Origin of the sequence: Streptomyces sp. NPDC048211, from assembly GCF_043202315.1 — a bacterium.
Lineage (GTDB): Bacteria > Actinomycetota > Actinomycetes > Streptomycetales > Streptomycetaceae > Streptomyces.
On the sequence record NZ_JBIDAD010000006.1, the window covers coordinates 373754 to 388372 of the forward strand.

Genomic DNA, 14619 nt, shown 5'->3' on the forward strand with positions numbered 1-14619 from the left:
GAGCGCCCACGGCACGGGGTGACAGGGGGTTTCCGGAAATAGGCCCAGTGGTCCGCGTGTTCAGGTCGGGATGCGTCTTCCCCGAAGAACGTCAGTCATGCAGCGGGAGTTGCACGACCAGTAGCTTTCCGGCCATGGTCACTCCGCCGTCCATGGCGATGGCGAGCCCGCCCGCGTACACGTGCGGTCCGTCCACCAGCGGTCCCGACCTGTCCTCGCCGTCCTCGGAACCGACCTCGCCCAGGAGGTAGGGGATGGGGCTGTGACCATGGACGACGCGTCGGCCGCCGTACGCAGCCATGAGCTCCTGCACCGCCTGCGGACCCGATTCGTCGCGGAAGGCGAACCGCTTGGTCAGCTTGCGGAAGAGGTCCCAGCATTCGTCGGCGTCGTTCCGCGTGAGAATGGCGTGCACCGTGTCGTTGACGTCCTCGATGGTGGTGCCGTAGTCGAGGTACGCCGTCGTGTCCGAGTGCATCAGGAGGTGCTCGTCCTCCTCGACGACGGCGTCAAGCCGGGACATCCACTGGAGGTGGACGTCCTGGAGCCGTTCCATGTCGGCCTTCTGGCCGCCGTTGAGCAGCCAGGCGGCCTGGAAGGTGGCCGTGCCGGCGCCGGAGTTGACCGGGGTGTCGCCGAACCTCTTGGCGCCGATGAGCAGCAGCTCGTGGTTGCCCATCAGGGCCTTGCAGTAGCCGCCGGCGGCCGCGGCCTCGGCGGAGAGGCGCATCACGAGGTCGATGACGCCGATGCCGTCGGGCCCCCGGTCGGTGAAGTCGCCGAGGAACCAGAGGCGCGCGTTGCCCGCGGCCCAGCTGCCCTCGGAGTCGATCAGGTCCTGTTCGGCGAGGGCGGCGAGAAGCTCGTCCAGATAGCCGTGGACGTCACCGACGACGTAGAGCGGTCCGAGACCCGGCTCCCGGGCGGGCCGCGGCTCGGGCACGCTCCGCACCTGGACCGTGTCCTCGCGGCTGATCACGGGGAGGTCGCGCGCGGTCGGCGTGTACCCCTCCGGCGGCTCGCCCCCCGGGAAGTCGTTGCCCGGGTGCGGGGCGGGCGGCGCAGCGGACTGCGCATAGGGCGGTACGCGGAAGTCGCGCAACGTCGCCGTCCGCACCACGGGTTCCTGACCGGCCCCCTGTGTCATCGACCCCTCCACCACCGTCGCGCCGCCGTACACCTGACGGGCCCTGCTGGTCGGGGTGGTCCGCGGTGTCGTGCGCCCATCATAGGAATGAGGATCGTGCTCTGTGACGCACCAGGGGTGGTGAATCCGCGCGCACGCCAGGTTCATCGGTCGATTAGTCCCAATTGGCCTGATCAATCCCCTGCCGGGGAGCGTGGTGCGCTCACCGTGGTGCGTGGCGGACGGCGTTGCGACGAGGTCCGGACGATGAGTTCCGTCGGTATGACCTGCTCCACCGGTCCGTCCTGGTCGACGCCTTCGATGGCGTCGATGAGTAACTGGACGACCGCCGTGCCGATGCGTCGCGGTTTGAGCGAGAGCGTGGTGATGGGCGGCTCGGTCGTCGCGTACACGGTGGACTCGCTGCAGCAGACCAGGAGCAGGTCCTCCGGGACGCGCAGGCCGTACCGGCGGGCGGCCGCGAGCAGATCGGTCCCGTTGGGGTCGAAGAGGCCGTAGACGGCGTCCGGGCGGTCCGGACGGGCCAGCAGGCGGTCGGCCGCCACGGCGCCCGCGCACGGGTCGTGGGCCGGGTACGACTCGTACACCGGGTCCTGGCCGACGCGCTCGCACCAGTGGAGGTACGCGGTGGTGGACAGCCGGGTGTACGTGTCGGTGGTGGTGCCGGTGAGCAGCCCGATGCGGCGGGCGCCGGCTGCGGCGAGATGGTCGAGGAGGTCGAGGACGGCTGCCCGGTGGTCGTTGTCGACCCACGCGGTGACCGGGAGGGTCCCGGCCGGCCGGCCGTCGGAGACGACGGGCAGCCCCTGGCGCACGAGCTCGGTGACCACCGGGTCCTGGTCGGAGGGATCGATGACGACGGTGCCGTCGAGCGCGACATTCGACCAGACGTCGTGGCGTGAGGTGGCGGGAAGGATGACGAGGGCGTAGCCGCGGGCGAGCGCGGCAGAGGTGGCGGCTCTGGCCATCTCGGCGAAGTACGCGAATTCGGTGAAGGTGAAAGGTTCATCCCCGTAGGTCGTCACGGTCAGGCCGATCAGGCCCGACTTGCCGGTACGGAGCGTTCGGGCCGCGGCGGAAGGGCGATAGCCCAGGCGCTCGGCGACCTCGCGGACATGGCTGCGGGTGGCGTCCGGGAGCCTGCCCTTGCCGTTGAGCGCGTCGGAGACGGTCGTGATGGAGACCCCGGCGGCGGCGGCCACGTCCCGGATTCCTGCTCGTCCCTGCCGGCCGCCGCGCCGGGGGGTCTCCGTCCGGCTCACCTGGTGCTTCCCTGCTGCTGTCATGGCGAGCCGATAGTAGGGCTCGGGCAGGCACTTGGCCTGGTCGCATATGCACTCGTTGACAGGCACGTTTCTGCATGATCATCAAGGTCCAATTGCCTTGGTAACAGAGGGTCTTATGGGGAAGTGCCATCAAGTGTCACGTGTCCGGCCGGATGGGCCTGCCGATACGTCGATGTCTCGAAGAGGTCTCAACTCACCTCTTCGAGGGACGCGCGCCACGGAGTGAGCCACCGGCGCGCGCCACAGCCGGGGGCGCTCCCCCTCATTCCGGGGTTCACCGGACGAATCATCGGTCCACCCATTCGCACCGGCGCCCAATCCTCATAAGGTGAGCAGTATTGATGTGTACGGACGGTCGAGGAGGACCTGCGGTGAGCGAGACGAGCCCCAAGCTGCGCGCCGAACTGGATGGCGTACCCGCCTATGTGCCGGGCAAGCCGGCCGCGGCGGACGGACCGCTCGCGTTCAAGCTGTCCTCCAACGAGAATCCGTATCCGCCGCTGCCGGGGGTGATGGAGTCCGCACTGGCCGCGGCCGCGAACTTCAACCGGTACCCGGACATGGCGTGCACCGGCCTGATGAACGAGCTGGCGAACCGTTTCGGTGTGCCTCTCTCGCACCTGGCCACCGGCACCGGTTCGGTCGGCGTGGCCCAGCAGCTGTTGCAGGCCACCTCGGGCCCGGGCGACGAGGTCATCTACGCCTGGCGCTCCTTCGAGGCGTACCCGATCATCACCCAGGTCAGCGGGGCGACGTCGGTGAAGGTGCCGCTGACCGGCGGTGAGGTGCACGATCTGGACGCGATGGCGGACGCCATCACCGACCGGACCCGGATGATCTTCGTCTGTAACCCCAACAACCCCACCGGCACTGTGGTGCGCCGGGCGGAGCTGGAGCGGTTCCTGGACCGGGTGCCCGGCGATGTGCTCGTGGTGCTCGACGAGGCGTACAAGGAGTTCATCCGCGACGTCGAGGTCCCCGATGGCATCGAGATCTACCGGGACCGGCCCAATGTGGCGGTGCTGCGGACGTTCTCCAAGGCCTACGGCCTGGCGGGGCTGCGGGTCGGCTTCGCCGTGGCCCACGAGCCGGTGGCGGCCGCGCTGCGCAAGACGGCGGTGCCCTTCGGGGTCAGCCAGCTCGCCCAGGACGCGGCGGTGGCGTCACTGCAGGCCGAGGACGAACTCCTGGGCCGGGTGGGTTCCTTGGTGTGCGAGCGGCAGCGGGTGTACGAGACGCTGGTGCGGCAGGGCTGGACGGTGCCCGAGTCCCAGGCGAACTTCGTCTGGCTGCGGCTGGGGGAGCGTACCGCCGACTTCGCCGCTGTCTGCGAGAAGGCCGGTGTGGTGGTGAGGCCCTTCGCGGGTGAGGGCGTGCGGGTCTCGATCGGCGAGGACGAGGCGAATGACCTGTTCCTCAAGGTGACGGAGTCGTACCGCAAGGACCTGTAGCGCCGGCCACCTCCGGCCGCCACGGCCCCGCCCTCGTTCGCGAGGTGCGGGGCCGTTCTGCGTGCGTGGGCGCCGATGCGGGGGTGTCTGCTTCGGCGGCAATGATCGTTACGTCCCCAGGGGCACCCCCGGTCTTACCGTCCGAAAGCGTGTGCGCCATAATTGCTTGTGAATGTGAACGCGTTCACAAGCGTGTCCTGTTTCCTCCGCTGTTCAGCCGGATTTATAGGACAAACTGCCGATGTATTGGCGGCGACGTAAGGAGAAGACGACGTGGAGCTGGCTCTGGCGCCGGAGACCCTGGCGCGATGGCAGTTCGGAACGACCACCGTCTACCACTTCCTCTTCGTTCCCCTGACGATCTCTCTGGCCGCGCTGACCGCCGGCCTGCAGACCGCCTGGGTGCGGACCAACAAGGAGAAGTACCTCAGGGCCACCAAGTTCTGGGGAAAGCTCTTCCTGATCAACATCGCCATGGGCGTCGTCACGGGCATCGTCCAGGAGTTCCAGTTCGGGATGAACTGGTCCGACTACTCGCGGTTCGTCGGCGACATCTTCGGTGCCCCACTCGCGTTCGAGGCCCTGATCGCCTTCTTCTTCGAGTCCACGTTCATCGGCCTGTGGATCTTCGGCTGGGACAAGCTGCCGAAGAAGATCCACCTCGCCTGCATCTGGATGGTCTCGATCGGCACCATCCTCTCCGCGTACTTCATCCTGGCGGCCAACTCCTGGATGCAGCACCCGGTCGGCTACCGCATCAACAAGGAGCGCGGACGCGCCGAGCTCACCGACTTCTGGCACGTGCTCACGCAGAACACCGCGCTCGCCCAGTTCTTCCACACCATCACGGCGGCCTTCCTGGTCGGCGGCGCGTTCATGGTCGGCATCGCGGCCTTCCACCTGGCGCGCAAGAAGCACATCCCTGTGATGCGTACCTCGCTGAGGCTCGGACTGATCACCATCGTGATCTCCGGACTCCTCACCGCTGTCAGCGGTGACCAGCTGGGCAAGGTGATGTTCAAGCAGCAGCCGATGAAGATGGCGGCGGCCGAGGCGCTGTGGGACGGGCAGAATTCCGCGCCCTTCTCGATCTTCGCGTACGGAGACGTGAGCAAGGGCCACAACTCCGTCGAGATCTCCATCCCCGGGATACTGTCCTTCCTCGCCGACGACAACTTCAACTCGTACGTCCCCGGCATCAACGACATCAACAAGGCCGAGCAGGAACGCTTCGGGCCCGGTGACTACCGGCCCAACATCCCCGTCGCCTTCTGGAGCTTCCGGTGGATGATCGGCTTCGGCATGGCGTCGTTCGGCCTCGGGATCCTCGGGCTCTGGCTGACCCGGAAGAAGTTCATGCTGCCGCCGGGGATGCGCACCGGTGAGGACGAGGTGCCCCATCTGGTCCTGTTCAAGAACAAGGCGCTGAGCCCGAAGCTCGCCAAGTGCTACTGGATCGTCGCGCTGTGGACCCTGCTCTTCCCGTTGATCGCCAACTCCTGGGGCTGGATCTTCACCGAGACGGGCCGCCAGCCCTGGGTGGTCTACGGCGTCCTGCAGACCCGTGACGCGGTCTCCCCCGGCGTCTCGCAGGGCGAGGTGCTGACCTCACTGATCGTGTTCACGGTGCTGTACGCGGTGCTCGCCGTCATCGAGGTCAAGCTCCTCGTGAAGTACATCAAGGCCGGACCGCCGGAGCTCACGGACGCCGACCTCAACCCGCCCACCAGGATCGGCGGCGACCACGACGACGCCGACCGCCCCATGGCCTTCTCCTACTGAGAGCACAGGGAGCCGAGAGATGGAACTCCACGACGTCTGGTTCGTGCTCATCGCCGTTCTCTGGACCGGCTACTTCTTCCTGGAGGGATTCGACTTCGGGATCGGTGTCCTGACCAAGCTGCTGGCGCGGGACCGGAAGGAACGACGGGTCCTGATCAATACGATCGGGCCCGTCTGGGACGGCAACGAGGTCTGGCTGCTCAGTGCCGGCGGGGCGACCTTCGCCGCGTTTCCCGAGTGGTACGCCACGCTGTTCTCCGGCTTCTACCTGCCGCTGCTGATCATCCTGCTCTGCCTGATCGTGCGGGGTGTCGCCTTCGAGTACCGGGCGAAGCGGCCCGAGGTGAAGTGGCAGACCAACTGGGAACACGCGATCTTCTGGACCTCGCTGATCCCGGCCCTGCTCTGGGGCGTGGCCTTCGGGAACATCGTCCGCGGCGTGAAGATCGACGCGGACATGGAGTACGTGGGCAACTTCTGGGACCTGCTCAATCCGTACGCGATCCTCGGCGGACTGGTCACGCTCACCCTGTTCACCTTCCACGGTGCGGTGTTCGCCGGTCTCAAGACGGTCGGGGACATCCGGGCCCGGGCGCGCAGGCTGGCGCTGAAGCTGGGCGCGGTCACCGCGGTTCTCGCTCTGGGCTTCCTGATCTGGACCCAGATCGACAACGGTGACGGCTGGAGCCTGATCGCGATGATCATCGCCGTGGTGGCCCTGGTCGCCGCGATCGGCACCATCGCGGCAGGGCGCGAGGGCTGGTCCTTCGCCTTCTCGGGCGTGACCATCGCGGCCGCGGTCGCCATGTTGTTCCTGACGCTCTTCCCGAACGTCATGCCGTCCTCGCTGAACGACGCCTGGAGTCTCACGGTCACCAACGCGTCGTCCAGTCCGTACACCCTGAAGATCATGACCTGGTGTGCGGGGATCGCCACTCCCGTCGTCCTCCTCTACCAGGGCTGGACGTACTGGGTGTTCCGTAAGCGCATCGGTACTCAGCACATCGCCGACGCGCACTGATTCCAGTGAGTGCCTTGACCGAGCCGAGCGCCATGGGGTGTTTCACGTGAAACCGATCGATCCGCGTCTGCTCCGCCACGCCCGTGCCACCCGCCTCTTCCTGGTGGCAGTGGTGGCCCTCGGGCTGGCCGGGGCGGCGCTGGTCATCGCCCAGGCGATGCTTGTCGCCGAGGTGGTCGTGGGCGGCTTCGAGGACGGGCTCACCGGTGCGGGCCTCCGCACGCCCCTCCTCCTGCTCGCCGCGGTTGCACTCGGCCGGGCCCTGGTCTCCTGGCTCACCGAGCTGGCCGCCTACCGGGCGGGTGCGGCCGTCAAGTCCGAACTGCGCGGGCGCCTTCTCTCCCGGGCGGCAGAGCTGGGACCGGACTGGCTGAGCGGGCAGCGCACCGGTTCGCTGGTGGCTCTCGCCACCCGGGGGATCGACGCGCTCGACGACTACTTCGCGCGCTACCTCCCGCAGCTCGGACTCGCCGTGGTGGTGCCGGTGGCCGTGCTGGCCAGGGTCGTCACCGAGGACTGGGTCTCGGCGGCGATCATCGTCGTCACGCTGCCGCTCATCCCGCTCTTCATGATCCTGATCGGCTGGGCCACCCAGTCGCGGATGGACCGGCAGTGGCGCCTGCTCTCCCGGCTCTCCGGCCACTTCCTCGACGTGGTCGCGGGGCTGCCGACACTGAAGGTCTTCGGCCGGGCCAAGGCCCAGGCCGAGTCCATCCGAACCATCACCTCGCAGTACCGGCAGGCCACCCTGCGCACGCTGCGGATCGCTTTCCTCTCGTCCTTCGCCCTGGAGCTCCTGGCGACGCTTTCGGTGGCGCTCGTCGCCGTCACGATCGGCATGCGGCTCGTCCACGGTGAGCTCGACCTCTACACCGGACTGGTGGTGCTGATCCTCGCGCCCGAGGCCTACCTGCCGATCCGGCAGGTAGGCGCTCAGTACCACGCCGCTGCCGAGGGACTCTCGGCAGCGGAGGAGATCTTCGCCGTCCTGGAGACCGAGCCGCGCATGGGCGGTACGCAGGACGTTCCCCGCTCGCTGCGGCTGGAGCTGGAAGGAGTGACCGTCCGGCACGCCGGGCGCACCGAACCCTCGCTCGCCACGGCCTCACTCGTCGTGGACGAGGGGGAGACCGTCGCGCTGGTCGGTCCGAGCGGCGTCGGCAAGTCCACCCTGCTGAACGTGGTGCTGGGGTTCGTGGAACCCGACGAGGGGCGGGTTCGGGTCGGCGGGACCGATCTCGCGGCCCTCTCCCCCGAGCGCTGGCGCGAGCGGATCGCCTGGGTGCCGCAGCGGCCGCACCTCTTCGCGGGTTCGATCGCGGAGAACGTCCGGCTGGCCCGCCCCGAGGCGGACGACAGCGCGGTGACGGCCGCGCTGCGCGATGCGGGGGCGTACGCATTCGTGTCCGCGTTGCCGGACGGCGCCCGCACGCTCCTCGGCGAGGACGGTGCGGGGCTCTCCGCCGGACAGCGCCAGCGGCTCGCGCTTGCCCGGGCGTTCCTTGCGGACCGGCCGGTGCTGTTGCTCGACGAGCCGACGGCAAGCCTGGACGGCGAGACGGAGGCGGGCATCGTCGAGGCGGTACGACGGCTGGCGAGGGGCCGCACCGTGCTGCTGGTCGTCCACCGGCCGGCGCTGCTGTCGGTGGCCGACCGGGTGGTGACGCTGGCGCCTGCCGGAGTGACCGGGCCGGCTTCGGACGCGGCGGCTGCTGCGGTGGCCACATCTGCTGCGGTGCCCGGGGCAGAAGCGGAAGAGGCGTCTCTGCCCGGGGCGGTGTCGGACGAGACGTTCGCTGCGGTGCCCCGGGCGGCGTCCGGCGTCGCGTCCGACACGGTGGCTCAGCCGGTGGGGACGCCGACGGCCGCTGCGGAGTCCGAGCCGGCACATGAACCCAGGACACTGCGGGACACCGCTGCGTGGACCGGACACGTGCTCGCCCGGGTGAGGGAGGCCGCCGGAGCGCAGCGTGGCAGACTGCTGCTGGCCCTGCTGCTGGGAAGCCTGGCGACGGGCTCGGCCGTCGGCCTCATGGCCGTTTCCGGCTGGCTGATCTCCCGCGCCTCCGAACAGCCTCCGGTGCTCTATCTGATGGTGGCGGTGACGGCGACCCGCGCCTTCGGGATCGGGCGAGCGGTCTTCCGCTACGCCGAACGCCTCGTCTCGCACGACGCCGTGCTCCGCATGCTCGCCGAGCTCCGCGTTGCCGTCTACCGAAGCCTGGAGCGCATCGCGCCCGCGGGCCTGCGCCGGACCAGGCGGGGCGATCTGCTCTCACGGCTCGTCGCCGATGTGGACGCCCTCCAGGACTACTGGCTGCGGTGGTTGCTGCCCGCCGGGACCGCGGTCGTCGTAGGAGCGGGAGCCGCTGCATTCACCGGCTGGCTGCTGCCGGAGGCGGGCCTCGTACTGGCCGCCGGACTGTTGCTGGCCGGAATCGGGGTCCCGCTCGTCAGCGGAGCCTGCGCCCGGCACGCGGAGCGCCGCCTGGCGCCCGCACGGGCCGATCTGGCCACCCGGGTCACCGACCTGCTCGGCGGAACCGCCGAGCTGACCGTCGCGGGCGCGCTTCCGGGGCGCGTCGCCCGGACCCGGGAGGCCGACGGCGCACTGACCCGGATCGCCGCCCGCGCGGCGGCCGCCACCGCGCTCGGTGGTGGTCTCAGCGCCCTGATCGCCGGCCTCACCGTGGTCGCGGCCGCCCTCGTCGCCCTTCCCGCAGTGGCCGATGGCCGACTGGCCGGGGTGGAACTCGCCGTGGTCGTCCTCACCCCGCTGGCCGCCTTCGAAGCGGTGACCGGCCTGCCGGTCGCCGTGCAGTACCGGCAGCGGGTCAAGCGGAGCGCGGAGCGGGTGTTCGAGGTGCTCGACGCCCCGGTGCCCGTGCGGGAGCCCGCCGTCCCGGCCGATACACCCGCGTCGCCCTTCCCTTTGGAGGTGCGGGGGCTGTCCGCCCGTTACGCGGGTGCCGGACACGACGCGCTGGACTCCATCGACCTCACGCTGGAGGCGGGCCGGCGCATCGCGGTCGTGGGGACGTCCGGCTCCGGGAAGACCACACTGGCCCAGGTCCTGCTCAGGTTCCTGGACGCGCGGGCGGGGACGTATCGGATCGGCGGGGTGGAGGCGTCCGCGCTGGACGGGGACACGGTGCGGCGGTTCGTCGGCCTCTGCGCCCAGGACGCCCACATCTTCGACAGCTCGATCCGGGAGAACCTGCGGCTGGCCCGCACCGGTGCGACGGACGGGGAACTGCGCGAGGCCCTCGGCCGGGCCAGGCTGCTCGATTGGGCCGAGGGGCTGCCGGACGGCCTGGACACCCTTGTCGGTGAGCACGGCGCCCGGCTGTCCGGCGGTCAGCGCCAGCGGCTCGCCCTGGCACGGGCACTGCTCGCGGACTTCCCCGTGCTGGTCCTGGACGAGCCGGCCGAGCACCTCGACCTGACGACGGCCGACGCCCTGACCGCGGACCTGCTGGCGGCCACTCAGGGGCGTACGACGGTATTGATCACTCACCGTCTCCAAGGGCTGGAAGCCGTCGACGAGGTGGTCGTGCTGGAGGCGGGTGCCGTCGTACAGCGCGGCTCGTACGAGGTCCTCGCGGCGGTGGACGGGCCGCTGCACCGGATGCTCGCGCGTGAGCGGGAGACCGCACTCGCTTCCGGTGAACCCGTGCCAGCACCTGCCTGAGAGGGTGTGCCGGCTTCGGCTCTCGACTTTCCCTGGCAAATGGGACTAACTACGCTCTGGGTATGTCAGAGCAGGACCCGAACCACCCGCAGCATGCGAAGGACCCGGACCGCTCGGATCAACCGCTGAAGTCGTCGGGCCCGAGGGATCCGCTCGGCCCGCTCGAACCGATGGAGCGGGCCGAGCCGGCGGGCCCGCCCGGCCCGGCAGGCGCGGGGGATTCACTCGATGCCGCGACGGAGGCGACCCGCAGTCTGCGGGGTTTGTCCACCGAACTCACCGCCCGCGTACCGCGGCTGCTGGAAGCCATGCGGTCGGTGGGCACGGGACTCGAACTCCACTCCACGCTCGACCGGATCTGTGAGACGGCCGCCGAGCTGGCGCACTCCCGCTATGCGGCCATCGGTGTCGTGGACGAGGAGGGCGAAGGGCTCTCCGACTTCGTCACGTACGGGGTCTCCGAAACCGTCGCGCGCCGGATCGGGCGCCGGCCGGACGGGCACCGGGGGCTGCTCGGTGCCCTCATCCACGACCCAGGGCCTCTGCGGCTGGCCGACCTGACGTCCGACCCGAGATTCGCGGGCTTCCCGCCGGGCCATCCATCGATGCGCACGTTCCTCGGCGTTCCGATCCGGGTCCAGGGCGAGATCTTCGGCAATCTGTACCTGGCCGAAAAGACCGACGGCGGCGAGTTCAACGACTACGACCTGCACATGGTCCGCGTGCTGGCCACCGAGGCCGGCATCGCCATCGGCAACGCGCGGCTGTACGAGGCGGCCAGGCAGCGCGAGCGGTGGATCGACGGTTCGGTGGCCGTGACCACCGCCCTGCTGTCCGGCGGGGACGCCGACGACGCGCTCTCCGTCGTGGCCGAACAGGCCCGCCACCTCGCCGGATCCGCGGCCGGCATCGTGCTGCTGCCCGCCGAGGACGGGGGACTGGAGATCGTCGCCGTCTCCGCCGACGACCCGTCCGGCTCGCTCGGAGTGATCATTCCGGCACACAGCCCCGTGGTGGCCCGGCTGGTGAGCGGCGAGGCGGTCTTCATCGATGACTCGGCCACCGACTCCCGCATGATCACCAGGCTGGCGGACCGGTTCGGCCCGAGCATGATGCTCCCGCTGCACAGCGGGGGCCGGGTGCTCGGCGCGCTCGCCACACCGCGAGCCAAGGGCGGCCGGCCTTTCACGGAGACCGAACGGACTCTCGCCACCCAGTTCGCCTCGCAGGCCGCACTGGCGCTCATGATGGCCGAGGCGCAGCGAGACCGGGAGCGGCTCGCGGTCTACGAGGACCGCGACCGTATCGCCCGTGACCTGCACGATCTGGTCATCCAACGGCTGTTCGCCACCGGGATGATGCTGGAGAGCGCGCAGCGGCGGTCGGACGTGCCGGAGGTGCAGACCGGGGTGGGCAGGGCGGTCGACGAACTGGACGTGACGATCCAGGAGATCCGTACCGCGATCTTCGCGCTGCAGCAGGAGCCGGCCGAAGCACCCTCCGGGCTGCGCACCCGCGTTCTGCGCGAGATCAACATGGCGGCGGTTCCCCTGGGCTTCAAACCGTCTCACCGCTTCCTCGGCCCGGTCGACTCCCTGGTCGGTGAGCTGACCGGAAAGAACCTGATCGCGGCGCTGCGGGAGGCGTTGTCCAACGCCTTCCGCCACGCCCGTGCGGCACGGATCGACGTGGTCGTCGACGCGACGGCCACGCTGCCCGACGGACGGGACGCCGTGCGGCTCTCGGTGGCCGACGACGGTGTGGGCATCCAGGCGGGCGGCCGGCGCAGCGGGCTGCGGAACCTGGCGCGCCGGGCGGAGTCACTCGGCGGGGCCAGTTGGTTCGGACCCGGCATCGGGGAGAACGGCGCCGGCACCAAGGTGGTGTGGCAGGCGCCGCTCTGACCGTCGGGGACGGGGCAGGGGTGGGTCCTGGCTCTGACCGGCCGGGGACTGGGCGGGAATGGGTCCTGCGGCTCTGACCGGCCGGGCCTCAGGCGTCGGTCGCTCGGCCGTCGGCCCCTTCATCAGCGCCCCGCGCTGCGAGCGCCGGCCCCCTCAGCGCCCCGCGCGGGCCCGGGAGTTCTCGGCGATGATCCGTTCGATGACGACCGCGACGCCGTCTTCGTTGTTGGTCGCGGTACGGCCGGAGGCCGCCGCCAGAGCGGCCGGATGTGCGTTGCCCATCGCGTACGACGTACCCGCCCAGCTCAGCATCTCCACGTCGTTCGGCATGTCGCCGAAGGCGACGACCTCGGCGGCGGTGATGCCGCGCTCGGTACAGCACAGTTCCAGCGTGCTGGCCTTGGAGACACCGGGCCCGCTGACCTCCAGGAGTGCGGTGGGGCTGGACCGCGTGAAGGAGGCCCGGTCGCCGGCCACCCTGAGGGCCAGGGCGAGGAAGTCGTCCGGGGCAAGTTCGCCGTGGTGGGCCAGGAGCTTCAGCACGGGAGCGCCCGCACCCGGCGTCTCCTCCCGGAGCAGCTTCTCGGCGATGGCCACCGTCGCACCCGGGTCCAGGTGGAAGGGCGGGTACGCCGGTTCGTAGTGAATGCCGGTGGCCAGCTCGACGGCGAACGAAGTGCCGGGGGCCGCCGCGCGAAGCGTGTGCACGACATCGAGAGCCGTCTGCCGCTCAAGGGCCCGCACCTGCAGCAGCCTGCCGCCGGCGTGCAGGTCGGCGACGGCGGCGCCGTTGGCGCAGATCGCCAGGCCGTGGCCGTGCACATGGTCACTCACGACGTCCATCCAGCGAGCGGGACGTCCGGTGACGAAGAAGACCTCGATCCCGGCCTCCTCGGCAGCGGCGAGCGCCGCGACCGTGCGGTCCGACACGGTCTTGTCATCGCGCAGGAGCGTGCCGTCCAGGTCGGTGGCGATCAGCCGGGGAGCGGCAGGAACGGGCTGTTCGGTAGCTGAGGTCACTGGTCCATTCTCGCGCACGAGGGTGCACGGGCGTGCGTAGGGGCGCACATTTGAGTACGCACGCCCGTGAACTGGCGAACGTTCCCCTGGCATATGCCGTCGGATTCTCGCGGCGTGCCGGGTCGCCCCCGGGGCATCCGAGCCGCCAGAAGGCGTCTCGCAGCCTCTGTCGACCATCTAGCTGTGACGCGGCTGTCCGGCCACGCACCGCCGTCCCGATCGCGGCACACGGCACGGGTCCCGTCCGTGGCGCCGGCACCCGTCAGACGTTCGATCCGAGAAGGTGGGTCCGGACGGCCCGCCGTAAACTCTGAGCCATGAGCCCCACTCTGCGCCTCAGCACTGTCATCCTGCCCGTCCGCCGCTGGCACGAGGGCGGGCGCTCGCAGTGGCAGCGCGCCGAGGAACTGGGGCTGCACGCCGCATACACGTATGACCATCTGGCCTGGCGTGCCTTCCGGGACAGGCCGTGGTTCGGCGCCCTCCCCACCCTGACCGCGGCCGCATGCGTCACCTCCACTCTGAGACTGGGGACGCTCGTGACCTCGCCGAACTTCCGGCACCCGGTCACGCTGGCCAAGGAACTCATCTCGCTCGACGACATCTCGGGCGGACGCATCACGCTGGGCATCGGGGCCGGCGGCAATGGTTTCGACGCGACGACGCTCCTGCGGGGAGACGAGCAGCCGTGGACGCCCCGCGAACGGGCCAACCGTTTCGGTGAGTTCGTGCCGTTGCTGGACGCCCTGCTCCGTGAGCCCGCCGGACTGACGTCCGAGGGCGACTTCTACGCCGCCACCGAGGCGCGGAACCTTCCAGGCTGTGCACAGCTGCCGCGGCTGCCGTTCGCCGTGGCCGCCACGGGTCCGCGCGGGCTCAGGCTTGCCGCGCAGTACGGGCAGGCGTGGGTGACCACGGGAGATCCGAAGCGGTACGAGGCGGGCAGCCCGGCGGATTCGCTCGCGGCCATCCGTGGCCAGGTCGCCGCGCTGGGCAAGGCCTGTGCGGAGAGCGGCAGGGACGTGGACGAGCTCGACAAGATTCTGCTCACCGGTTTCACTCCGGAGTTCAACCCGGATCTCACCAGGGGTGGGGGCGGGCCGTTCGAATCCGTGGACGCCTTCGTGGACTTCGCGGGCAGGCATGCGGAACTCGGATTCACCGAGATCGTGATCCACGCACCGGTACCCGAAGGCAGCCCCGAATTCTCCGCCGCGGTGGCGGACGAGAAGCTCTTCGAGCAGATGGTGACACAGGGCCTGGCCCAGCTCGCGAGCTAGCGACCGGCGCCGGACCGGCGCGTGGCAGGGCGAGGGA

Annotated in this window: 9 protein-coding genes; 6 read left to right on the forward strand and 3 right to left on the reverse strand. The window is 70.0% G+C overall.

The window, feature by feature from the left end:
• Nucleotides 1-91: 91 nt before the first annotated feature.
• Both ACGFZA_RS23960 and ACGFZA_RS23965 read right to left on the reverse strand, forming a co-directional pair.
• Nucleotides 92-1147, reverse strand: a complete 1056-nt coding sequence (locus ACGFZA_RS23960) for a metallophosphoesterase (RefSeq protein WP_393681746.1) — start codon at nucleotides 1145-1147, stop codon at nucleotides 92-94.
• Between the two features lie 173 nt (nucleotides 1148-1320).
• On the reverse strand, nucleotides 1321-2433 hold the full coding sequence (locus ACGFZA_RS23965; protein ID WP_326737456.1) for a LacI family DNA-binding transcriptional regulator: 1113 nt from the start codon (nucleotides 2431-2433) through the stop codon (nucleotides 1321-1323).
• A gap of 371 nt (nucleotides 2434-2804) precedes the next feature.
• Between ACGFZA_RS23965 and hisC the strand changes: the two genes are divergently transcribed.
• From hisC to ACGFZA_RS23990, 5 genes are all read left to right on the forward strand, one after another.
• Nucleotides 2805-3884 carry a histidinol-phosphate transaminase gene (gene hisC, locus ACGFZA_RS23970; protein ID WP_393681749.1) on the forward strand — a complete coding sequence of 360 codons (1080 nt, stop codon included), beginning with the start codon at nucleotides 2805-2807 and terminating at the stop codon, nucleotides 3882-3884.
• 273 nt (nucleotides 3885-4157) lie between these two features.
• Entirely contained in the window at nucleotides 4158-5666 is a 1509-nt protein-coding gene (locus ACGFZA_RS23975) for a cytochrome ubiquinol oxidase subunit I (RefSeq protein ID WP_385277654.1), read from the forward strand.
• Nucleotides 5667-5685: 19 nt separating this feature from the next.
• Nucleotides 5686-6687: a cytochrome d ubiquinol oxidase subunit II gene (gene cydB, locus ACGFZA_RS23980; RefSeq protein WP_385277656.1), complete on the forward strand. Its 1002-nt coding sequence runs from the start codon at nucleotides 5686-5688 to the stop codon at nucleotides 6685-6687.
• A gap of 46 nt (nucleotides 6688-6733) precedes the next feature.
• Nucleotides 6734-10378, forward strand: coding sequence for a thiol reductant ABC exporter subunit CydD (gene cydD / locus ACGFZA_RS23985; RefSeq protein ID WP_393681752.1), 3645 nt, complete (start codon nucleotides 6734-6736; stop codon nucleotides 10376-10378).
• Between the two features lie 170 nt (nucleotides 10379-10548).
• Complete coding sequence (locus ACGFZA_RS23990; protein ID WP_393681932.1) at nucleotides 10549-12282, forward strand: GAF domain-containing sensor histidine kinase; 1734 nt, start codon at nucleotides 10549-10551, stop codon at nucleotides 12280-12282.
• 153 nt (nucleotides 12283-12435) lie between these two features.
• Here the strand turns inward: ACGFZA_RS23990 and ACGFZA_RS23995 are convergent, their stop codons facing one another.
• A complete protein-coding gene (locus ACGFZA_RS23995) occupies nucleotides 12436-13302 on the reverse strand; it encodes an HAD hydrolase family protein (protein ID WP_385277660.1) in 867 nt (288 codons plus the stop codon).
• A 317-nt stretch (nucleotides 13303-13619) separates the two neighbouring features.
• Here ACGFZA_RS23995 and ACGFZA_RS24000 point away from each other — a divergent pair, with 317 nt between their 5' ends.
• Complete coding sequence (locus ACGFZA_RS24000; RefSeq protein WP_393681755.1) at nucleotides 13620-14582, forward strand: LLM class flavin-dependent oxidoreductase; 963 nt, start codon at nucleotides 13620-13622, stop codon at nucleotides 14580-14582.
• The last annotated feature ends 37 nt before the right edge of the window (nucleotides 14583-14619 follow it).

Bases quoted from the DNA above. Each gene is read 5' to 3' on its own strand.
- ACGFZA_RS23990 (WP_393681932.1), top strand. From the start codon at position 10,549: ATGGAGCGGGCCGAGCCGGCGGGCCCGCCCGGCCCGGCAGGCGCGGGG.
- ACGFZA_RS23960 (WP_393681746.1), bottom strand. From the start codon at position 1,147: ATGACACAGGGGGCCGGTCAGGAACCCGTGGTGCGGACGGCGACGTTG.
- ACGFZA_RS23965 (WP_326737456.1), bottom strand. From the start codon at position 2,433: ATGACAGCAGCAGGGAAGCACCAGGTGAGCCGGACGGAGACCCCCCGG.
- cydB (WP_385277656.1), top strand. From the start codon at position 5,686: ATGGAACTCCACGACGTCTGGTTCGTGCTCATCGCCGTTCTCTGGACC.
- ACGFZA_RS24000 (WP_393681755.1), top strand. From the start codon at position 13,620: ATGAGCCCCACTCTGCGCCTCAGCACTGTCATCCTGCCCGTCCGCCGC.